This window comes from Rathayibacter sp. VKM Ac-2929, from assembly GCF_022815495.1.
Lineage (GTDB): Bacteria > Actinomycetota > Actinomycetes > Actinomycetales > Microbacteriaceae > Rathayibacter > Rathayibacter festucae.
This window is the reverse complement of the sequence record NZ_JALGRV010000005.1, coordinates 501,331-522,237: the sequence shown is the minus strand read 5'-3', so window position 1 is coordinate 522,237 and position 20,907 is coordinate 501,331. Positions and strand designations below refer to the sequence as shown.

Here is a 20,907-nt window from a genome sequence, read left to right as displayed (position 1 = left end):
CCTCGTCGCGGCTCCTGGCTCGGGTCTGGCGGGCGCGCCGCAGGCGCGCGGGAAGGAGCCGCGACGAGGCACCGCGCCCCTCCCCCCGTCAGAACGGCAGCAGCAAGCACCCCCCGACGTCGAACTAGCGCAGAGCCCGCTCCGCCGCCCCCACCACGTTGTGGATCAGCATCGCCCGCGTCATCGGCCCGACCCCGCCCGGCACCGGCGACAGCCACCCCGCGACCTCGGCCACCCCGGGAGCGACGTCGCCGGTCAGCTTCGCCTTCCCCGTCTCCGGATTCTCGACCCGCGTGATCCCGACGTCGAGCACCGCCGCCCCCGGCTTCACCCAGTCCGCCGCGATCAGCCCTGGAACACCCACAGCGGCGACGACGATGTCCGCCCGCCGCACCTCCGCCGCGAGATCCGTCGTCCGCGAGTGCGTCAGCGTCACCGTCGCGTCGAGCCCCTTGCGGGTCAGCAGCAGCCCGAGCGGGCGGCCGACCGTGAGCCCGCGCCCGACGACCACGACGTGCTTCCCCGAGATCGGGATCTCGTGGCGCTTCAGCGTCTCGACGATGCCGTTCGGCGTGCAGGGCAGCGGGCTGTCGAGCTCGCCCTCGACGCCCAGCACCAGCCGGCCGAGGTTGGTCGGGTGCAGTCCGTCGGCGTCCTTGTCCGGGTCCATCAGCTCGAGCATCGCGTTCTCGTCAATGCCCTTGGGCAGCGGCAGCTGGATGATGTAGCCGGTCACCGAGTCCGATTCATTGAGCTGTCGGATGGCCGCGCGGATGTCCTCGGCGGAGGCCGTGGCGGGCAGGTCGACGCGGATCGACTCGATGCCCACCTCCGCGCAGTCGCGGTGCTTGCCCGCGACGTAGGAGCGCGAGGCCGGGTCGTCGCCGACCAGCAGCGTGCCGAGACCGGGCACGACGCCCTTCTCGCGCAGCACCGCCACGCGCTCGGCGATCTCCGCCTTGACCGTCGCGGCGGTCGCGACGCCGTCGAGTACCTGTGCCGTCATCGTGGAACTCCTCGTTCGTCGGCGCTCCCGCGCCCGTCGTGCAGTAGTGCTCGGCGGTGTCCGGAGCCGCGCTCGGCGCTCCGGACCCCGCCGAGCGCAGGGTCACCCGAAAGGGGCGGGGCGGCCTACAGCCCCGGGTAGAGCGGGAAGTCGTCCGTGAGCCCCTTGACCCGGGCGCGCAGCGCCTCGAGGTCGGCCGAGGGCTTGAGCGCCTCGGCGATGACGTCGGCCACGACGGCGAACTCTGCGTCGCCGAAGCCGCGGGTCGCGAGCGCGGGGGTGCCGATCCGCAGGCCCGAGGTGACCATCGGCGGGCGCGGGTCGAACGGCACCGCGTTGCGGTTGACCGTGATGCCGACCTCGTGCAGGCGGTCCTCCGCCTGCTTGCCGTCGAGCGGGGAGTCGCGCAGGTCGGCGAGCACGAGGTGCACGTCGGTGCCGCCGGTGAGCACGTCGATGCCCTCGGCCTTCGAGTCGGCGGCGGTGAGGCGCTCGGCGAGGATCTGCGCGCCGCGGATGGTGCGCACCTGGCGGTCGGCGAACTCCTGCTCGCCCGCGAGCTTGAACGCGGTGGCCTTCGCGGCGATGACGTGCATGAGCGGTCCGCCCTGCTGGCCCGGGAAGACGGCGGAGTTGAGCTTCTTGGCGTACTCCTGCTTGGCGAGGATGAGGCCCGAGCGCGGGCCGGCGAGCGTCTTGTGCACCGTGGTGGTCACCACGTCGGCGTGCGGGACGGGCGAGGGGTGCAGGCCCGCGGCGACGAGTCCGGCGAAGTGCGCCATGTCGACCCAGAGCTTGGCGCCGACCTCGTCGGCGATCGCGCGGAACGCCTCGAAGTCGAGGTGGCGGGGGTAGGCCGACCAGCCGGCGATGAGGACCTGCGGGCGGACCTCGAGGGCCTTCTCGCGGACCGCGTCCATGTCGATGCGGAAGGTCTGCGGGTCGACTCCGTACGCGGTGGCGTTGTAGAGCTTGCCCGAGAAGTTGAGCTTCATCCCGTGGGTGAGGTGGCCGCCGTGCGCCAGCTCGAGACCGAGGATGGTGTCGCCCGGCTGGACGAGGGCGGCGAGCGCCGCCGCGTTCGCGGTCGCTCCGGAGTGCGGCTGGACGTTCGCGAACTCGGCGCCGAAGAGGGCCTTGGCGCGGTCGATCGCGAGCTGCTCGGCGACGTCGACGAACTCGCAGCCGCCGTAGTAGCGACGGCCGGGGTAGCCCTCGGCGTACTTGTTGGTGAGGACCGAGCCCTGCGACTCGAGGATCGCGCGCGGCACGAAGTTCTCGCTGGCGATCATCTCGAGGTAGCCGCGCTGGCGGTCGAGCTCCTGCTGCAGGACGGCGGCGATCTCGGGATCGACGACGGAGACGGGCTCGTTGAACGAGGCAGAGACACCGGTGCTGGCGGTGCTCGAGGCGGGAGAAGAGGACACGTGCGCTCCTTGGCTGCGAAACGGATGGCGTCCGCGAGGCGACGAGGCACGCTCGGGCACGCAGAACAACGGTATCCGTTCCGGCCCAGGCGAGCGGCTGGAAAAGTGTCCGGAAGAGGTCTCCGGAGAGGGTGCCGCTCCCTGATGGTCACCCATCCGAACGCCAGTCGCGACGCGGCCAGTGTAGCAACGGGCGGCCGATATCCTGAGCGGATGCAGACCGATTCCGCCGCGCCCGCTCCCGCCCGAACGCCCGCCGACGCGGCGAGCGGCGCCGGCGACGACGGTCCCGGCAACCACTGGACGCTCACCTTCGCCTGCCCCGATCTGCCCGGCATCGTGCACGCGGTCTCGGGAGCGGTGGTGCAGGCCCGCGGCAACATCACCGAGAGCCAGCAGTTCTCCAGCGCCGACACCGGGCGCTTCTTCATGCGCCTGCAGGTGCAGTCGCCCGTCACCCGCGACGAGTTCGAGGCCGCGCTGCTCCCCGTCACCGAGCACTACGGCATGACCTGGCGGCTCGACGTCGTCGGCCGCCCGCTGCGCACGCTGCTGCTCGCCTCGACCGCGGGGCACTGCGTGAACGACCTGCTGTTCCGCCAGCGCGCCGGGCAGCTCGCCATCGACGTCCCGCTGATCCTCTCGAACCACGCCACCCTGCAGGACCTGGCCGGCTTCTACGGAGTGCCGTTCGAGTCGCGCGCGGTGACGTCGCCCGAGACCAAGCGCGCCTTCGAGGAGCGCGTCGTCGAGGTCGTCGAGGAGCACGACGTCGAGCTGGTCGTCCTCGCCCGCTACATGCAGATCCTCTCCCCCGAGCTCTGCGCGCGCCTGGCCGGCCGGGCGATCAACATCCACCACTCCTTCCTGCCCGGCTTCAAGGGCGCGAACCCCTACAAGCAGGCGCACGCCCGCGGGGTGAAGCTGATCGGCGCGACCGCGCACTTCGTGACGAGCGACCTCGACGAGGGCCCGATCATCGAGCAGAACGTCGTGCGGGTCGACCACTCGCACTCGCCCGCGCAGCTGGTCGCGATCGGGCAGGACGAGGAGAGCCGCACGCTCACCCAGGCCGTGAAGTGGTTCGCGGAGGACCGCGTGCTGCTCGACGGCGCCCGGACGATCATCTTCCACTGACCGCCGCGCCGCTCCGGCGCGCGACGTCGAGTCGCCCGGAACGGCTGCCCGCAAGGCGGGAGAACGAGCCCTCTCGGGCGACTCACCGCGGGCGGATACGATGGTCCGCGTGAATCGAGCGACAGCGGGCACTGCACGGACCGATCCGAAGGTCGGGCCGAACGACGTCCTCCGCCTCGTGCTCGAGCTGTTCGCTTTCGTCAGCCTCGGACTGTGGGGCTTCCTGTCCTGGGATCTGCCGTGGAGCATCGTCTTCGGTGTGGGCGCACCGGTGCTGGCGATCCTGCTGTGGGCGCTCTTCCTGTCGCCGCGCGCCGTCCTCGCGATCGACCTCTACGGCCGCTCGCTGATCGAGCTGCTGGTCATGGGCGCCGCCGCCCTCGCCTGGCTCGACCTCGGCCAGCCGGTCGTCGCGATCGTCTTCGGCGTGGTCGCCGTGGTGTCCGGCGTGATCTCGGGGCGCCGCGCGCTGAGCTGACGGCGCTGTGCGAGTGCACCTGTGCTGATCGAGTAGCCCGCGCAGCGGGCGTATCGAGATCCACCACCACCCGAACCGGAGCCTGCAGACCACCCTGCTGGCGACTGCGGGTCTCGATACGCCCCTCCGGGGCTACTCGACCAGCATGCGAGGGGGCTGCGGCTCAGCAGACGAGGGCGTCGCTTCATGCTGATCGAGTAGCCCGCGCAGCGTGCGTATCGAGATCCACCTCCATCAGGACAGTGGCCTGCAGACCACCCTGCTGACGACGGTGGGGCTCGACCCGCGCGCAACGAGCGACGGCCGCCCCGCCGCCCCCGGAGGGGCGTGCGGAGCGGCCGTCGACGGGCTGCGGAGGGCTACTCCGCGGCGCCCGCCTCACGCTGCGCGAGCGCGCGGCGACGCAGTCCCGTCAGAACCGCTCCGGCGCCGATCAGCGCCAGGGCGCCCGCTCCGAGCAGTCCGCCGCCGAAGCCGGTGGAGGGCAGCCCGCCCGCGCCGTGGCCGGGGGCGCCCGGTCCGGCGGTGGGCGTGGAGGTCGGCGCGGGAGGCGCGGTCGGTCCGGCGGTCGGCGTCCCGGTCGGAGCCGGCGTCGCCGTCGGTCCGGCGGTCGGCGTCGCGGTCGGCTCGGCCGTGGGTCCGGCCGTCGGCGTCGCGGTCGGAGCCGGCGTCGCCGCCTCCGTCACGTCCACGCTGACGAGGGTCCGGAGACCCGAGTCCGCGTAGTCGATGCTGCCGAGGTACTGCGCCGGGCCGGCGAGGCCGGTCCAGGACACGGAGTAGCTCGTCGGCTCACCCAGGACCGCGTCGACGGTCTCGGGCGCGGTGGTCAGCGAGCCCTCGCCGCCGTCCGCCGCGATGAGGAAGCTCCGGAGGTCGAAGGTCGCCTCCGGCTCCGCGCCCACCGCGTAGATGTCCGCGGAGACCAGGTAGCTGCCGGCCTCAGGGGCGTAGAGGTCCACCCGCTCGTCGGCCGAGCCGGTCGCGCTGGTCGCCGTGGTCACCGGCTTCCCGTCGACGATCTGCGCGATCGTCAGGTCGAGGTCGGCCGTGTCGTCGAGCGAGTCGAGGTCGAAGCGGGCGAACTCGGTGCCCTCGGGCACCTCGACGGTCGTCTCGAAGGTCTCGCCCTGCGGCAGGGTGCCGGTGTGGCCGTCCGCCGCGGTCGCGTCCTCGGCGAGGACTCCCACCGCGAGGCCGCTCGGGACCAGCGGCAGCGGGCCGTCGATGCCGGGGATGATCTCGACGCTCGTCGAGCCGGTCGAGCCGGAGCCCGACACCTCGTACGGCGCGTCGAGCAGCACGGGACGCACGGCCACGGGGCTGCGCACCTCGTGCTCGGCGCTCGACCAGGTGAGGTAGCCGGTCGCGAACTCGGCGAGCTCGGCGTCGGTCCGGGTGAAGGTCACCGTGTACTCGGCGGTCTGGCCCGCTCCGGTGAAGGAGAGGGTCGACGGGGAGACGACGGCGTCGACTCCCGGGATGTCGAGGCCGGCGGTGTAGCTGCCGGCCTCGGTCGAGGTGACCGTGCGGGTGACCGTCTGGGTCCCGGCCAGGGCGCCGATCGCGATCGAGGCCTGGTTGAGGTCGGACGGGTCGATCGCCTCGACCGCGTCGAGCTCGGGGTCGGCGAAGACGTAGCCGGCGCCCTTGAGGAAGGCGATCCAGTCGCTCGTGCCGCTCTCGTAGAGCAGTCCGGGGTCGAGGAACGCGGTCGGGTCGACGTGTCCGGCGCCCTGCGCGAAGACGTCGTCGGACGCGGCACCCGACTGGTCGACGCTGTCGTAGGAGGTCGTCATCATGGCCGACTTGACCGCCGACGGCGACGCGTTCGGGGTCACGCCGAGGATGAGGGCGGCGAGGCCCGCGATGTGCGGGGAGGACATCGAGGTGCCGGACTCGAACGCGAAGGCGGGGTCGTCGCCCTCGGCGTTGAAGCTGTCGGCGAGGATCGCGACGCCGGGCGCCGTGAGGTCGGGCTTGAGCACGTCGGTGCCGTCCGCCTCGGCCGGGCCGCGCGAGGAGAATCCTGCGACCTGCGGCACCGGGATCTCGGTGCCGGTCGCGTTGCCCTCGGTCAGCGTCGCCGTCGCGCCCGCGGTGCCGGCGTACGCGGTGATCGCGTCGTAGGCCTGCGAGTCGATCTGGATGCTCGGGACCGAGTGGTCGTCGACGTGCAGGGCGTTCGGGAACGGGTTCAGCAGCAGCATGCCGATGCCCCCGGCCCGGTCGACCTCGGCCGACTTGGAGACGCGCGCGGTGACGCCCGCGGTGCAGGCGACGATCTTGCCGGCGACCTTCGCGGCGTCGAGCGAGCCCGGCGCGCAGATGTCGGCGTTCTCGGTCCCGGCGACGACGACGTCGGCGCTGTTCACGAGGGGGCCGGTGACGTCGTCGTGCACGCTGATCGATCCGCCGACGAAGGCCTGGCCGTCACCGAGGGTGGCGGTCGCCGTGTAGGTCGGGATCGAGGACGCGGCGACCGTGGTGTACCAGGGCGAGGCGTGGTCGAGGGTCGAGACGCCCGGGCCGGAGTTGCCGGCCGAGGCGGCCACGAAGACACCCGCGGCCGCGGCGTTCAGGAACGCCTCGTCGTAGGGGGTCAGCGTCGACACGGCGGAACCGCCGCCGATCGAGAAGTTGATCACGTCGACGCCGTCCGCGACGGCCGCGTTGATCGCGGCCAGGATGCCCTCGCCGGAGCAGTAGTCGTCGTCGTCGGTGCCGTCCACGTCGCCGTTCCAGCAGACCTTGTAGGCGGCGACCTTCGCGGCGGGTGCGACACCGGAGATGGTGCCGTAGTCGTAGCCGTCGACCGAGGCCTCGACGTCGGCGTTGCCGGCCGCCGTGCTCGCGGTGTGCGAGCCGTGGCCGTCCGCGTCGCGCGGGGAGCGGTACTCGGGGTTGTCAGCGGAGCCGGCCTCCTCGTTCTGGCCGAGGAACCAGCGCGCGCCGATCAGCTTCTGGTTGCACTCGCCGCCGTCCCACTGCTCGGACGCGGCGAGGCCGGGCGAGCAGGAGCCGGCGAAGGTGGTGCCGTCGGACTTGCGGTAGCTGACGGTCGTGCCGTCCGTGTAGGGAGCGGCGCCCGGGGAGGTCGCGAGCGGAGCGCCCGCGAAGGACGGGTTCTCGGGTGCGATGCCGGAGTCGATGACGCCGACGACGATGCCCTCGCCGGCCTTCTCGACACCGCCGACGGTGTCCCAGACTCCGCCGTCGCCCTCGAGGCCGAGGAAGCTCGTGGAGGACTCCTGACCGGTGTCGGGGACGGGGATGCCGGCCTCGGCGGTGGCGCCGGGAGCCGACGTGGTGGAGGCCGCGGCGCGGTCGAGCTTCAGGTCCTCGAGCTCCCGCACCTGCGCGACGTCCTTGCGGCCGGCGAGCTCGCTCGCCTGCGCGGCGGTGAGCGAGGCGGAGAAGCCGTTGAGGGCGACCGTGTAGTGGTAGCCGATCGCGGCGTCGACGGCGGCGGCGACGTCGTCCTGCCGCTGCTCGAGGTGCGCGGAGTAGTCCTCTACCGGAGCCGAGCGGGCCTGCAGCTGCGCGCCGGCGTCCGGAGCGGTGCGGGCGAAGCGGGCGTCGGTGCCCTCGTAGGTCGCCGCGGACGGCTCGACGAGCGTGACGACGTAGTCGCCGTCGTCGAAGGTCTGGAGGGTGGAGAGTCCGCCGACGAGAGCGGCCCCGCCGACGAGCGGGGCGGCCGAGGCGGCCGAGACGGCGAAGGCGCCGGAGGCGGCGATGCCGAGGGCGGCGAGGCCGGCGAGGATGCGCTTCTCAGCGCGGCGGACGGGTGGACGGTGGGACAAGTGAAGCGGCAATCGATGTCCTTTACTCACAGTTGCTGAGAACCGGATCGGTTCTCGCACAGAGTCGACCCTACGAACTGGATCGCCCGGCTCTGTTACGAACAGGTAACGAAGTCCTTGTTCGGGGGACAGCGGCGTCCGATCTCCGGGGATCCGGATGCCCCCATTTCGGGGACTCCACCCCGCCGGTCCTACGCTGGCGGGATGCGCTCTCCGAATCCCGACGCCGCCGTCGGCGTCCTGCTCCCCCGCGATCTCCCCGCCGCCGAGGTCCTGCCCTACGCCCGCCGGGCCGAGGAGCTCGGCTTCGACGAGCTCTGGGTCGTGGAGGACCTCGGCTTCCGCGGCGGCGTCGCCCAGGCCGCGGCCGTCCTCGCCGCGACCGAGCGGATCGTCGTCGGCATCGGCATCCTGCCCGCCGCGGTCCGCACCGCCGCCTTCACCGCGATGGAGCTCGGCACGCTCGCCGAGCTCTTCCCCGGCCGCGTCCACGCGGGCATCGGCCACGGCATGCCGGGCTGGATGCGCGGACTCGGCGTCTGGCCGAAGAGCCCGCTGACCCTGCTCTCGGAGCAGTTCGACGCGATCCGCGCACTGCTCGCCGGCGAGCAGGTGACCCGTGACGGCCGCTACGTCCACGTCGACGGGCTACGGCTCGAGTCACCGCCGCGGGTCGTGCCGCCGCTGCTGGCCGGCGTGCGCGGACCGCGCTCGCTCGAGCTCGCCGGGCGCATCGCCGACGGGGCGATCCTCGCCGAGCCGGTCGCTCCGGAGTACCTCGCCCGCGCCCGGGAGCAGATGGGCACGCCGGGCCGCGTCGTCGCCTACAACGTGGCCGCCGTCTCGGACGACGCCGGAGAGGCCCGCGCCGCCGTGCGCCCCGGACTGGAGTGGGTCGGTGAGCCGGACTGGGCGCCGCACATCGAGCCGCTGCCCTTCGCCGAGGAGTTCGCGCAGCTGCGCGCCCGGAGCGCCGACCGCGCCGCCTTCGTCCGCGATCTGCCGGACGAGTGGGTCGACCGGCTCGCCGTCGTCGGGACTCCGGAGACGGCCCGCGCGCGGATCGACGAGCTGCACGCGGCCGGAGCGGCCAGCACCGTGCTCATGCCGGTCGGCAGCGATCCCCGGGCGGCGATGGAGCAGCTGGCGCGCGTGCTCTGACGGCGGTACCGACCGCCACCGCACCTCCGGCACGCGGAAACGGCTCCGGCTCGCGGAATCCGAGGATTCCCGCGAGCCGGAGCCGTTCATGCGAGCCCGAGGTCGGGCCGAGGGGCGGAGCTCAGCTCGCCATGCGCGCCTTGAGGTTCTCGTCGAGCGTGGCGAGGAACTCCTCGGTCGTCTGCCAGGCCTGGTCGGGGCCGACGAGGAGCGCGAGGTCCTTCGTCATGCTGCCGGACTCGACCGTCTTGATGACGACGTCCTCGAGGGTCAGCGAGAAGTCGATGAGCTCCTGGTTGCCGTCGAGCTTGCCGCGGTGCGCGAGGCCGCGCGTCCAGGCGTAGATCGAGGCGATCGGGTTCGTCGAGGTGGGCTTGCCGGCCTGGTGCTGGCGGTAGTGGCGCGTGACGGTGCCGTGCGCCGCCTCCGCCTCGACGACGCTGCCGTCGGGGGTGGAGAGGACCGAGGTCATCAGGCCGAGCGAGCCGAAGCCCTGCGCGACGGTGTCGGACTGGACGTCGCCGTCGTAGTTCTTGCAGGCCCAGACGTAGCCGCCCTCCCACTTCATGGCCGAGGCGACCATGTCGTCGATGAGGCGGTGCTCGTAGGTGAGACCGGCGGCCTCGAAGCGCTCCTTGAACTCGGTCTCGAAGATCTCCTCGAAGATGTCCTTGAACCGGCCGTCGTAGGCCTTGAGGATCGTGTTCTTCGTGGAGAGGTAGACCGGGTAGTTGCGGGTCAGGCCGTAGTTGAGCGAGGAGCGCGCGAAGTCGCGGATCGACGAGTCCTGGTTGTACTGGACCTGCGCGATGCCGTCGTCGGGGGCCTTGTAGACCTCGAACTTCATCGGCTCGGAGCCGTCCTCGGGGGTGAACTCGACGGTGAGCGTGCCCTTGCCCTTGAAGACGAAGTCGGTGGCGCGGTACTGGTCGCCGAAGGCGTGGCGGCCGATGATGATCGGCTTGTTCCAGCCGGGCACCAGGCGCGGGATGTTCGAGATGATGATCGGCTCGCGGAAGATGACGCCGCCGAGGATGTTGCGGATCGTGCCGTTCGGCGACTTCCACATCTTCTTCAGGCCGAACTCCTCGACGCGCGCCTCGTCGGGCGTGATGGTCGCGCACTTGACGCCGACGCCGTGCTTCTGGATGGCGTGGGCGGCGTCGATCGTGACCTGGTCGTCGGTCTGGTCGCGGTACTCCATGCCGAGGTCGTAGTACTCGAGGTTCACGTCGAGGTACGGGTGGATCAGGGTGTCCTTGATCTTCTGCCAGATGATCCGCGTCATCTCGTCGCCGTCGAGCTCGACGACGGTTCCTTCAACCTTGATCTTCGACATTGCACTCCCAGGGTCTCGTTGCACCGCCCCGCTGCTGCGAGGGACGGGTGGCTCCGCGGCCGCTCCAGACGGCCTCGACCAGCCTACCCGAGGCCGGAACTGTCTCGACGTCGAGACAGTTCTCCGCGGGGAGGAGCCCCGCACCCTGCGCGCCGCGACGCTCGTCCGCGAGGAGGATGACCGCCGCCGAGCCGGGCCGCTAGATTGGGCGGCATGAGTGACCTCCGCCTGGAAGAGCTGTCGGCCGCGAACATCTCCGCCGTGAACGGACTGAGCCTCAAACCGGGTCAGGAGCAGTTCGTCGCACCGGAGTCGTACTCCGCGGCCGCCGCCGTGATCGACCCGGGCGCGGCCTGGCAGCGGGCGATCCTCGACGGCGACGAGCTCGTCGGCTTCATCCACGCGCACTTCGACCCGCAGGCGCCGGAGGAGTTCCGCAGCTGCATCTGGCGGATCAACATCGACGCGGCCAAGCAGGGCCGCGGCGTCGGCACCTTCGCCGTCCGCGCCGCCGCCGACGAGGCGCGCGCCCGCGGCTTCGACACCCTCACCGTGATCTGGGAGTCCGGCGCCGACGGCCCCGAGCAGTTCTTCCGTTGGATCGGCTTCGAGGTCATCGGCGAGACCCCGTACGGCGAGAACATCGGGGCGCTGAAGCTCTGACCGAGCGTCCCGACGACGCGGCGGACCCCGCCGACTTCGTCTCGGCGGTCCTCGCCGTCGTCGACGCGATCCCGCCCGGCCGCGTGATGGCCTACGGCGGGATCGCCGCGGTGCTCGGCACCCGCGCCGCCCGCGCCGTCGGCACGGTGCTCGCCCGCTACGGCTCCGACGTGGCCTGGTGGCGGGTCGTCCGCTCCGGCGGCGCGCCCGCGATCGGGCACGAGGAGCGCGCTCGCGAGCACTACGAGCGCGAGGGCACGCCGCTCGTCACGACGCCGGGCGGCTACCGGGTGGACGTCCGCGCCGCGCGCTGGACGCCCTGACGCGGCAGCCGCTCCGGGTCAGACCAGGGAGTCCCGCCAGGCCGCGTGCAGCGTGGCGAAGCGGCCGTCGCCCGCGATCAGCGCCTCCGGCGTCCCGTCCTCGACGATGCGGCCGTGCTCCATCACCAGCACCCGGTCGGCGATCGCGACCGTCGACAGCCGGTGCGCGATGATCACCGCGGTCCGGTCCGCGAGCAGCGTCTGCAGGCCGAGCTGCACCAGCCGCTCGCTCGGGATGTCGAGCGAGGAGGTCGCCTCGTCCAGGATCAGCACCGCCGGGTCCGCCAGGAACGCCCGCGCGAACGAGATCAGCTGGCGCTGGCCGGCCGAGACCCGTCCGCCGCGCTTGTTCACGTCGGTGTCGTAGCCGTCCGGCAGCGCCTGGATGAACGCGTGCGCGCCGACCGCCTTCGCCGCGTCGACGATCTCGTCGTAGGAGGCCGAGGGTCGGCCGATCGCGATGTTGTCGGCGACGGAGCCGGAGAAGAGGTACGCCTCCTGGGTCACCATCACGATCGCGCGCCGCAGGTCCTTCGGGTGCAGCTGCCGGAGGTCGACGCCGTCGAGGGTCACCACTCCGTCGGTCGGGTCGTAGAAGCGCGAGATGAGCTTCGCGAGCGTCGACTTGCCGGCGCCGGTCGAGCCGACCAGCGCGATCGTCTGGCCCGCGGGGATCCGCAGGTCGAAGCGCGGCAGGATCTCCCGGTCGGTCGTGTAGGCGAAGCGGACGCCCTCGAAGCCGAGCGCCCCCCGCGCCTCGCGGAGGTCGACGGGGTGCGCCGGATCCGGGACGCTCTGCTCCTCCGCGAGGACGCCCGAGATCTTCTCGAGCGCGGCCGCCGCGGACTGGTAGGAGTTGTAGAACATCGCCATCTCCTGCACCGGCGCGAAGAACCGCCGGGTGTAGAGCAGCACGCCGAGCAGGGCGCCGATCTCGAGACCGCCGTCGAGCACCCGCATCCCGCCGAAGAAGAGCACGGCCGCCATCGTGACGTTGCCGATCAGCACGAGACCGGGGTCGAAGGTGCCGAAGACGCCGAAGACCTTCTTGTAGGCGACCCGGTAGCGCTCGACGACGACGCCGAAGGCCGACTCGTTGCGCTCCTGGGTGCGGAAGGTCTGCACCGCTCGGATGCCGGTCATCGTCTCGACGAACTGGACGATCAGGCGGGACGACGCGACGCGGGTGCCGCGGAAGAGCGACTGCGAGCGCTTCTGGAACCAGCGGGTCAGGATCGCCAGCGGCACGAGAGCGCAGGCGAGCACGAGGCCGCTGACGCCGTCGAGCGAGACCAGCGCGATGGCGACGAACCCCATGTAGAGGGCGCCCTGCACGAGCTGGTTGATGCCGGAGTCGAGCAGCTCGCGGATCGAGTCGAGGTCGCTGGTCTGCCGGGAGATGATCCGGCCGGAGGTGTAGTTCTCGTGGAACTCGAGGCTCAGCTTCTGGGTGTGCAGGAAGACGCGCTTGCGCAGGTCGATCAGGATCGCCTGGCTCACCCGCGCCGACAGCACGGTGTACCAGGCGACGAGGACGGCGCCGACCACGCCGGTCAGGACGTAGGCGACGACAGTGAGGACCAGCGGGGTCGCGTCGCCGTCGAGGATCGCCGGCAGTCCGTTGTCGATGCCGAGTGCGATCAGCGCCGGCCCCGCCACCTGGGCGGCGGTCGAGATCACCACGACGACGGCCGTCAGCACCAGCCGCATCCGCAGCGGGCGCAGCAGCGACCCGAGCAGCGCGAGCGAGCGCCGGCGCAGGGCCGCGGACTCCGCGCGGGTGAGGTCGTCGCGCTCCTCGGTGGATCCGAGAGTGCTCATGATCGGGTCTCCAGCTCCGTGAGGTCGGTCAGGTCCGTCAGCTCGGCCTCGGCGCGCGGGCGCGAGCCGACGCGCTCGGTGCCCCGGGGACGGGCGAGCTCGTCCTCCTCGAGGCTCGAGATGACGAAGCGGTAGTGCGGGCTGCTCGCGAGCAGCTCGGTGTGGGTTCCGACCGCCGTGACGCGGCCCTCCTCGAGGAGGGCGACGCGGTCGGCGAGGGCGACCGTCGAGGGGCGGTGCGCGACGATCAGCGCGGTGGTGTCGCCGAGCACGCGGCGCAGGCCCTTCTCCACCCGCGCCTCGGTGTCGACGTCGAGGGCCGACAGCGGGTCGTCCAGGACGAGGACGGCGGGCCGCGCGGCGATGGCGCGCGCGAGGGCGAGCCGCTGGCGCTGGCCGCCGGAGAGGCTCATCCCCTCCTCGCCCACGGTGGTGTCGAGCCCGTTCGGCAGGGAGTGCACGAAGTCCGCCTGCGCGATCTCGAGCGCCTCGAGCAGCTCCGCCTCGGAGGCGTCGGGGCGGCCGAGCAGCACGTTCTCGCGCACCGAGGTGGAGAACAGCGTCGCGTCCTCGAAGGCCATGCCCACGTGGGAGCGCAGCTCGTCGCGCCGGAGGTGCCGCACGTCGACGCCGTCGATCTCGATCACCCCGCCGGTCACGTCGTAGAGGCGCGGCAGCAGCGCGGTGAGCGTCGTCTTGCCGGAGCCGGTGAGGCCGACGAGCGCCATCGTCTCGCCGGGCTCGACCTCGAGGTCGACGCCGTCGAGGAGGTCGGCGAAGCGCTCGGGCGCGTCCTGGTAGCGGAAGTGCACGTCGCGGAAGCTCACTCGGCCGAGCGGCCGGGCGATCGTCGCGGGCGCCTCCGGGTCGGTGATCGTGTTCCGGCTGTCCATCACCTCGAAGTAGCGGTCGACGGCGGTGCGCGCGTCGAACGTCATCGAGAGGAGGAAGCCGATCGACTCCACCGGCCAGCGCAGCACGGTCGCGGTGGCGAAGAAGGCGAAGAGCTCGCCGACGCTGAGCTGTCCGTCGGCGGCCAGCCAGACTCCGGCGAGGAGGCAGAGCGCGAAGGCGATGTCGGGGATGAGCAGCAGGACCACCCAGATGCCCGCGATGGCCTTCGCCTTCTCCACCTCCGTGCCGCGCAGCTTCTCCGCCTGGTCGGCGAAGCCGGCGAGCGCGTGCTGGTGGCGGCCGAACGCCTTGAGGACGCGGATGCCGTGCACCGACTGCTCGACCGTGGTGGCGAGGTCGCCGGCCTGGTCCTGGCTGCGGCGCGCGATGCTCGAGTAGCGCTTCTCGAAGGCGAAGCCGTAGATCCAGACCGGGATCGAGCAGGCCACGAACAGCGCGCCGAGGATCGGGTTCCAGTAGACGAGGACGCCGAAGCCGACGACGATCGTCAGCGCGTTGACCACCAGCAGCACGAAGCCGAAGGCGATCCAGCGGCGGATGAGGCTGAGGTCGCTCATCGCGCGCGAGAGCAGCTGCCCGCTCTGCCAGCGGTCGTGGAACGAGACGGGCAGGTCCTGGAGCTGGCGGTAGAGCGCGGTGCGCATCCGTGCCTCGACCCGCGTGCTCGGGGTGAGCACCATCCGCCGGCGCAGCGCGATGGCGGCGGCCTCGAGGACGCCGAGCAGGAGCACGACGACGACCGGGCCGATCAGCGGGCCGAGATCGCCGGACCCTGCGGCGGTCGCGCCGTCGCCGAGCGGTCCGTCGACCAGCTGCTGGAGGACGATCGGGATCGCGAGCGAGACGAGGCTGGCCACGAGGGCGATCGCGATGCCGCCGACCAGGCGGGGCAGCGCGTCGCCGACGAACGGGACCAGGCGCAGCAGAGTGCGGAGGGTGTTCGGGCGCTTCGGAGCGGCGGGCGGAGAGGACTGTGCGAGCACGGTGCTGGGCTTTCGCGACGGAGGACGGAGCCCCGCGGCACCGTGGCGTCGCGAGGGCGGGGATGCCGCCGGCCCCTTGCGGGCTTCTGGGCAGCCTTGAAGGCTATACCCGGTCCCTCGGCGGCGTCCACCGCACGGCGACCGCGGGCGCGGATCGCCGGGTCGTCTTCTCCACCACGACCGGCCCCGTCGAGTGCCCGCGCGAGCGCCGCCGAGGCGGTCAGCGCACCCGCACCGACAGACAGGTCACGCAGCCCTCGAGCTTCTCGAACTCCGAGATGTCGACCGCCACGACGCGGTAGCCGAGCTCGCGGAGCAGCTCCGCGCTCCGCGGCGCGGACGCCGCCATCAGCAGCGTGTCCGGGCCGAGCACGACCACGTGGGCGCCGCCCTCCTCCGGCATCGGCAGGAAGGAGGGGAAGAGCCGCGGCTCGTCGACGACGGACTCCCAGCCGATCACGGTGCCGTCCGGCAGCGCGGTGACGGCGCTCTTGAGGTGCAGGGCGCGGGTGAGCGGGACCGCGACGACCCTCAGGCCGAGCGGACGGAGCAGGACCCGCAGCTGCGCGACGCCCTCGGCGTTGGTGCGGCCACCGCGGCCGACGTAGACGGTCGAGCCGATGCGGAGGACGTCGCCGCCCTCCAGGGTGCCGGGCGCCTCGATCCGGTGCACGATCAGGTCGAGGGCGCGGGCCGCCTCCTCCGCGCCGTCGACCTCGCCGCGGCGCGACTCGGCACCCGGGCGGGTGAGGACCGCGTGCCCGTCGACGACGAGCAGCGCGTCCTCGAGGAAGACGGAGTCGGGCAGCTCGGGCGCCGTGGCGACCTGGACGGTCTCCCAGCCGGCCTCCTCGAGCGCATCGACGTACTCCTCCCACTGCTGCAGCGCCTTCACCCGGTCGACGGGGACGCGCTCGAGGTGGGTGAGCTCGCCGGCGTCGAGGTCGTCCGCGGGCTGCCGGATGAGCGCGATGCGGCGCTCCGGGCGGGCGGCGGTGGCCGAGGACTTCGCGGACCTGGCGTGCGTCGAGGCGACGGCGATGCGGTGGCCGAGGGTCGCGGCGGCGATCACGAAGGCGAGCAGGAAGACGAGGTTGAGCCCGCCGAAGGTCTGCACGATGGAGAACCAGACCTCGCCGGTGATCGGCTCGCCCGTCGCGCTGGCCTGCACGAGGGTGCCGAAGACGGCGCCGACGATCCCCGCGACGAGCCCGGCGATCGCGGCCGTCCAGGCGCGGGCGAGCAGCCCGGCCGCGGCGAGGACGAGCACCACCACGAAGGCGAGCACGCTCGAGAGCAGGAAGTAGGCGTTGACCTGCGGGATCGACGTCGGCGCCAGCTGGTTGCCGATGAAGAAGGCGAGCAGGTTGGCGAGGTGGGCCGCGACCGCCGTGGCCGCCGCGGCGACGAGCGCCGTCAGCAGGCGCCGCCTCACGGTCGGAGCGGTGGCGGCGGTCGGGGCGGTGGGCGCGTTCAGCGTCGAGTCGGAGGGCACCCGGAGACCCTACGCGCCCGCACCCCTGCGCCCCCTGCCCAGACCCTTGCAGCCATCTGAGAGCCGCGGGCCGGGCCGCGCCCGCCCGGCTCCCCCGCCACTCCGCAGAAGTCGCGGTACTCGCACCCCACTACCGCGACTTCCGGCGGATGGAGCACCCGGCCCGCCCTCGCCGGACACCGACTCCGCGGAAGTCGCGGTACTCGCACCCCACTACCGCAACTTCTACGGAATGAAGCCGCCCGCCCGCCTCGCGCCGCCAGTGCGCAGAAGTCGTCGTACCCGACGCCCCACTACGACAACTTTTGGAGAGCGGAGCGGCTCCTCCGCGCTCGGAAGCCGCCGACTCCGCAGAAGTTGCGGTAGTCGCGCCCCGCTACCGCAACTTCTGGAGAGTGGGTGCGCGGCGCCGGGCTCGCTCCCCGAGTCCGCAAAAGTTGTCGTACTCGACGGTCGCCTACGACAACTTCTGGAGAGCGGAGGGACCCGTCCGCGCTCGGAGGCCACCGACTCCGCGGAAGTTGCGGTAGTCGCATGCCACTACCGCAAATTTTGGAGAGTGGCGGCGCGGCGCCGGGCACGCACCCCGAGTCCGCAGATGTTGTCGGACTCGACGCTCGACTACGACAACTTCTGAGGAGTGGAGCGGGCAGACCCCGACTCCCGAAGGGAGAGGCCGCGTGCGGGGATCGCGTGCCAAGCGATTCCCGCGGCGGCCGACGCGACCCGCTCTGCGGAACGCACCACCCCAGGAGGCCGACCGCGCCACGCCGCGCAGGGAGCGGCGTGGAAGAAGGCGCCCACTGAGCGCCTGCGGCGCTCAGTGGAAGAAGTGCCGCTCCCCCGTCGTGTACATGGTGACGCCGGCGCGCTTCGCGGCCTCGATGACCTCGGGGTCGCGGACGGAGCCGCCGGGCTGGACGACGGCCTTGACGCCGGCGGCGAGGAGGACCTCGAGGCCGTCGGCGAAGGGGAAGAACGCGTCGGAGGCGGCGACGGAGCCGGGGGCGCGGTCGCCGGCGCGGGAGACGGCGAGGTGGCAGGAGTCGACGCGGTTGACCTGGCCCATGCCGACGCCGACGGAGGCACCGCCCTTGGCGAGCAGGATCGCGTTCGACTTGACGGCGCGGCAGGCCTTCCAGGCGAACTCGAGGTCGAGCATCGTGTCCGCGTCGGCGGGCTCGCCGGCGACGAGCTCCCAGCCGGAGCTGACCTCGCCGGGGCCGCCGACGAAGCGGTCCGGCTGCTGCAGCAGGATCCCGCCGGAGATCTGCTTGAACTCGGTCTCGACCGGGGCGTAGAAGTCGGGCAGCTGCAGCAGGCGCAGGTTCTTCTTGGTCTTCAGCACCTCGAGCGCCTCGGGCTCGAAGCCGGGGGCGACGAGGACCTCGGTGAAGATCTCCTTCACCGTCTCGGCCATGGCGAGGGTGACGGTCCGGTTCGCGGCGATGACGCCGCCGAAGGCCGACACCGGGTCGCACTCGTGGGCGCGGCGGTGCGCGGACGCGATCGGGTCGATGGCCTTCGCGCCGGCGATCGCGATGCCGCACGGGTTGGCGTGCTTGATGATCGCAACGGCGGGGAGGACGAAGTCGTAGGCCGCGCGGACGGCCGCGTCGGCGTCGACGAAGTTGTTGTACGACATCTCCTTGCCGTGCAGCTGGCGCGCCTGGGCGATGCCGGTGCCGTCGGGCGAGACGTAGAGCGCGGCCTTCTGGTGCGAGTTCTCGCCGTAGCGGAGCACCTGCTGCCGGGTGCCGCGGATCTCGACCGAGCCGGGGAACTCGGACTCGCCATCCGCCTCCTGCCCGGCGAACCAGGCGGCGACGGCGGAGTCGTACGAGGCGGTGTGCGCGAAGGCGCGCGCGGCGAGAGTGCGCCGAGCGGCGAGGGTCGTGCCGCCGGTGCCGAGCGCGGCGACGACGCCGGCGTAGTCGGCCGGATCGACGACGATCGCCACGTTCGCGTGGTTCTTCGCCGAGGCGCGGACGAGCGCGGGGCCGCCGATGTCGATGTTCTCGACCACGGTCGGCGCGTCGGCGCCGCCGGCGACGGTCTCGCGGAACGGGTAGAGGTTCACGACGACGAGCTCGAACGGCGCGATCTCGAGCTGCTCGAGCTGCTCGCGGTGCGAGGCGAGGCGCACGTCCGCGAGGATGCCCGCGTGCACGCCGGGGTGCAGGGTCTTCACCCGGCCGTCGAGCGACTCGGGGAAGCCGGTCACGGCCGAGACGTCGGTGACGGAGTGGCCTGCGTCGCGGATGGTCGCGGCGGTCGAGCCGGTGGAGACCAGCTCGACGCCGGCGCCGGCCAGCGCCGAGGCGAGCTCGAGCAGTCCGGTCTTGTCGCTGACCGAGATCAGCGCCCGGCGGACGGGGACGACGTCGCGGTCGTCGTAGCTGCTGGGATCGTGTGCGGTGATGCTCATGCGCGGGCGAGCTCCTCGAGATCGACGGTTCCGTGGGCGATGTCGAGCACCGTCTGCACCAGCAGGCGACGCTCGATGGTCTTGATGCGCTCGTGCAGCTCGTGCTCGCTCTCGCCGGGGAGCACGGCGAGGCTCTCCTGGGCGATGACCGGGCCGGTGTCGACGCCGGTGTCGATGACGTGCACCGTCACTCCGGTCTCGGTGGCGCCTGCGGCGAGGGCGTCGCGGACGGCGTGCGCACCGGGATACAGCGGCAGCAGGGCGGGGTGCGTGTTGATCATCCGCGGGCTGAGCGCGTCGACGACGACGGGCGGGAGGATCCGCATGAAGCCGGCGCAGACGACGAGGTCGGGCTGCCAGCCCTGGATCTGCGCGAGCAGCTCCGCGCCCCAGGCGTCGCGGGAGGCGAAGGCGCCGGGCGTCACGGTGAAAGAGGGGACGTCGTGCGCCTCGGCGTGGCGCAGGCCGTCGGCGTCGGTGTCGCTGCCGACCGCCACGACGCGGGCGGGGAAGCGGTCGTCGCGCGTCGCCTCGAGCAGCGCGCGGAGATTGGAGCCACCGCCGGAGATGAGGACGACCAACTTCAGCACTGCGCAAGTCTAGGGGGACGCCTCCGCGGCGACCACCGGCGGTCGGGCCCGGCGCTCAGCCGCGGCGGATGCGGCCGGCTGCCAGTCCGAGACCCGCGGCGAGCGCCAGCTCGAGCGCCGCGAGCGCCCCGACGAGCAGCGGGTCGGGCCCGACCTGGACGAGGCGCCCCGGCCCGGCCGCTCCCGCCGAGAACCAGGCGAGCAGCCCGAGCAGCAGACCGCCGACCACGCCGATGCCGCCCGCCGCGGCCGCACCCCAGCGCAGCAGCGACCGGCCGTCGAGCCCGTCGACGACCTCCGCGCGCATCCGCCAGCCGGCGAGGAAGCCCGCGAGCAGCGGCACCAGCAGACCGAGGAAGGCGAAGGCGAGCTCGCCCTGCGGCAGCGCCGCGAGCACGGGGATCGAGGGGATCGGGCCGAGGAGGGTCCCGGCGGGTGCGACGGACGAGCCGACGCCGAGGGCGAAGCCCGGTCCGATCAGCCAGCTCGCCGCCCAGATCACCAGGTTCGGGAGGATCGCCAGCTGCCCGAGCGTCAGGGCGAGGCCGCCGAGCGCCTCCCCGCCGAGACCCTCGTAGAGCGCGACGACGGCGGCGTAGTCGGCGACCAGCAGCACCGCGACGAGCACGCCGGCGACTCCGATCACGCCGGCCGCCGCGAGCGTCCCGCCGCGGAGCGAGGCGAGGACGAGCGGCGCGGCCGGCTCGGGCAGGCGGTGCAGCGTCCGGTCGGCGAACTCGCCGATCGGGTCGCGCTCGCCGCTCCTGGCCGAGTGGGTCGCGGCTCCGATCAGCACGCCGAGGCCGAAGACGAGCGGCGGGAGCAGCGTGCCCTGCAGGACGTCGATCCGGGCGACGTCGGTGGTCGCGCCGAGGGTGACCAGCAGCGCGACGAGGAGGTAGGTGGCGATCGCGGAGCCGATGCCGAGGAGGCGGTAGGGCGACTCCTGCGCGCGACGGCCCGTGCGAGCGCCGAGCAGGATGGCGAGGAGCGCGAACGCCAGTGGGGCGAGAGTGATCGCGAACGACTGCCCGCCGTCCGGCAGCCCGAGCGCCAGCGGGGAGTCGGGGGCGAAGGCGGCCTGCAGATCGGCGCCGTGGCCGAGCAGCCAGGCGTCAGCGGCGACGCGCCAGAAGACGCTCCAGTCGACCGCCGTGTCGTACTGGACGGCCCAGAGGATCGTCAGCGGCACGAGCGGGATCGCGAGGCCGATCAGCGCCGAGAGCGCGGCGTCGAAGGCGGCGAGGAGTGCGACGGTGATCCGGTTCATGAGCCTGTCGAGCCTATCGGCGGCCCCGCCCGGCACCGTCCAGCGACGCCCCGGACCGAGGCCGG

At 72.6% G+C, this 20,907-nt stretch carries 15 protein-coding genes; 5 read left to right on the top strand and 10 right to left on the bottom strand.

Annotation, left to right across the window (positions count from 1 at the left end):
• Positions 1-124: 124 nt before the first annotated feature.
• Both MT355_RS18300 and glyA read right to left on the bottom strand, forming a co-directional pair.
• On the bottom strand, positions 125-1,006 hold the full coding sequence (locus MT355_RS18300; protein WP_243600598.1) for a bifunctional methylenetetrahydrofolate dehydrogenase/methenyltetrahydrofolate cyclohydrolase: 882 nt from the start codon (positions 1,004-1,006) through the stop codon (positions 125-127).
• 125 nt (positions 1,007-1,131) lie between these two features.
• Entirely contained in the window at positions 1,132-2,433 is a 1,302-nt protein-coding gene (glyA, locus tag MT355_RS18295; RefSeq protein WP_308197437.1) for a serine hydroxymethyltransferase, read from the bottom strand.
• Positions 2,434-2,646: 213 nt separating this feature from the next.
• Here glyA and purU point away from each other — a divergent pair, with 213 nt between their 5' ends.
• Both purU and MT355_RS18285 read left to right on the top strand, forming a co-directional pair.
• Entirely contained in the window at positions 2,647-3,570 is a 924-nt protein-coding gene (purU, locus tag MT355_RS18290; protein WP_243600597.1) for a formyltetrahydrofolate deformylase, read from the top strand.
• A 109-nt stretch (positions 3,571-3,679) separates the two neighbouring features.
• Positions 3,680-4,048, top strand: a complete 369-nt coding sequence (locus tag MT355_RS18285; RefSeq protein ID WP_243600596.1) for a YrdB family protein — start codon at positions 3,680-3,682, stop codon at positions 4,046-4,048.
• Positions 4,049-4,407: 359 nt separating this feature from the next.
• Here the strand turns inward: MT355_RS18285 and MT355_RS18280 are convergent, their stop codons facing one another.
• The gene (locus MT355_RS18280) at positions 4,408-7,854 is read right to left on the bottom strand and encodes a S8 family serine peptidase (RefSeq protein WP_243600595.1); all 3,447 of its coding nucleotides are present in this window, start codon (positions 7,852-7,854) and stop codon (positions 4,408-4,410) included.
• Positions 7,855-8,058: 204 nt separating this feature from the next.
• On the opposite strand from MT355_RS18280, the gene MT355_RS18275 reads away from it, so the two are divergent.
• Positions 8,059-9,015 carry an LLM class flavin-dependent oxidoreductase gene (locus MT355_RS18275; protein ID WP_243600594.1) on the top strand — a complete coding sequence of 319 codons (957 nt, stop codon included), beginning with the start codon at positions 8,059-8,061 and terminating at the stop codon, positions 9,013-9,015.
• Positions 9,016-9,136: 121 nt separating this feature from the next.
• Here the strand turns inward: MT355_RS18275 and MT355_RS18270 are convergent, their stop codons facing one another.
• Complete coding sequence (locus MT355_RS18270) at positions 9,137-10,354, bottom strand: NADP-dependent isocitrate dehydrogenase (protein ID WP_123445123.1); 1,218 nt, start codon at positions 10,352-10,354, stop codon at positions 9,137-9,139.
• A 213-nt stretch (positions 10,355-10,567) separates the two neighbouring features.
• Here MT355_RS18270 and MT355_RS18265 point away from each other — a divergent pair, with 213 nt between their 5' ends.
• Both MT355_RS18265 and MT355_RS21420 read left to right on the top strand, forming a co-directional pair.
• Entirely contained in the window at positions 10,568-11,017 is a 450-nt protein-coding gene (locus MT355_RS18265) for a GNAT family N-acetyltransferase (protein WP_123445122.1), read from the top strand.
• Positions 10,951-11,340, top strand: coding sequence for an MGMT family protein (locus MT355_RS21420; protein ID WP_279392524.1), 390 nt, complete (start codon positions 10,951-10,953; stop codon positions 11,338-11,340). Before MT355_RS18265 ends, MT355_RS21420 begins: the two co-directional genes overlap by 67 nt.
• 18 nt (positions 11,341-11,358) lie before the next feature.
• On the opposite strand, the gene MT355_RS18255 is transcribed toward MT355_RS21420, so the two are convergent.
• The 6 genes from MT355_RS18255 to MT355_RS18230 form a co-directional block, all read right to left on the bottom strand.
• A complete protein-coding gene (locus MT355_RS18255) occupies positions 11,359-13,161 on the bottom strand; it encodes an ABC transporter ATP-binding protein (protein WP_243600593.1) in 1,803 nt (600 codons plus the stop codon).
• A complete protein-coding gene (locus MT355_RS18250) occupies positions 13,158-15,059 on the bottom strand; it encodes an ABC transporter ATP-binding protein (protein ID WP_243600592.1) in 1,902 nt (633 codons plus the stop codon). The genes MT355_RS18255 and MT355_RS18250 overlap by 4 nt, the downstream gene beginning before the upstream one ends.
• Before the next feature lie 220 nt (positions 15,060-15,279).
• Entirely contained in the window at positions 15,280-16,554 is a 1,275-nt protein-coding gene (gene ddaH, locus MT355_RS18245; protein ID WP_308197436.1) for a dimethylargininase, read from the bottom strand.
• 820 nt (positions 16,555-17,374) lie between these two features.
• Complete coding sequence (purH, locus tag MT355_RS18240; protein WP_243600591.1) at positions 17,375-18,982, bottom strand: bifunctional phosphoribosylaminoimidazolecarboxamide formyltransferase/IMP cyclohydrolase; 1,608 nt, start codon at positions 18,980-18,982, stop codon at positions 17,375-17,377.
• The gene (gene purN / locus MT355_RS18235; protein ID WP_243600590.1) at positions 18,979-19,572 is read right to left on the bottom strand and encodes a phosphoribosylglycinamide formyltransferase; all 594 of its coding nucleotides are present in this window, start codon (positions 19,570-19,572) and stop codon (positions 18,979-18,981) included. The genes purH and purN overlap by 4 nt, the downstream gene beginning before the upstream one ends.
• A gap of 55 nt (positions 19,573-19,627) precedes the next feature.
• Positions 19,628-20,842 (bottom strand): DUF6350 family protein, encoded by a 1,215-nt coding sequence (locus tag MT355_RS18230; RefSeq protein WP_243600589.1) that lies wholly within the window; start codon positions 20,840-20,842, stop codon positions 19,628-19,630.
• Positions 20,843-20,907 lie beyond the last annotated feature (65 nt).

Bases quoted from the DNA above. Each gene is read 5' to 3' on its own strand.
- MT355_RS18300 (WP_243600598.1), bottom strand. From the start codon at position 1,006: ATGACGGCACAGGTACTCGACGGCGTCGCGACCGCCGCGACGGTCAAG.
- purU (WP_243600597.1), top strand. From the start codon at position 2,647: ATGCAGACCGATTCCGCCGCGCCCGCTCCCGCCCGAACGCCCGCCGAC.
- MT355_RS18275 (WP_243600594.1), top strand. From the start codon at position 8,059: ATGCGCTCTCCGAATCCCGACGCCGCCGTCGGCGTCCTGCTCCCCCGC.
- MT355_RS18270 (WP_123445123.1), bottom strand. From the start codon at position 10,354: ATGTCGAAGATCAAGGTTGAAGGAACCGTCGTCGAGCTCGACGGCGAC.
- MT355_RS18265 (WP_123445122.1), top strand. From the start codon at position 10,568: ATGAGTGACCTCCGCCTGGAAGAGCTGTCGGCCGCGAACATCTCCGCC.
- MT355_RS18255 (WP_243600593.1), bottom strand. From the start codon at position 13,161: ATGAGCACTCTCGGATCCACCGAGGAGCGCGACGACCTCACCCGCGCG.
- purH (WP_243600591.1), bottom strand. From the start codon at position 18,982: ATGAGCATCACCGCACACGATCCCAGCAGCTACGACGACCGCGACGTC.
- MT355_RS18230 (WP_243600589.1), bottom strand. From the start codon at position 20,842: ATGAACCGGATCACCGTCGCACTCCTCGCCGCCTTCGACGCCGCGCTC.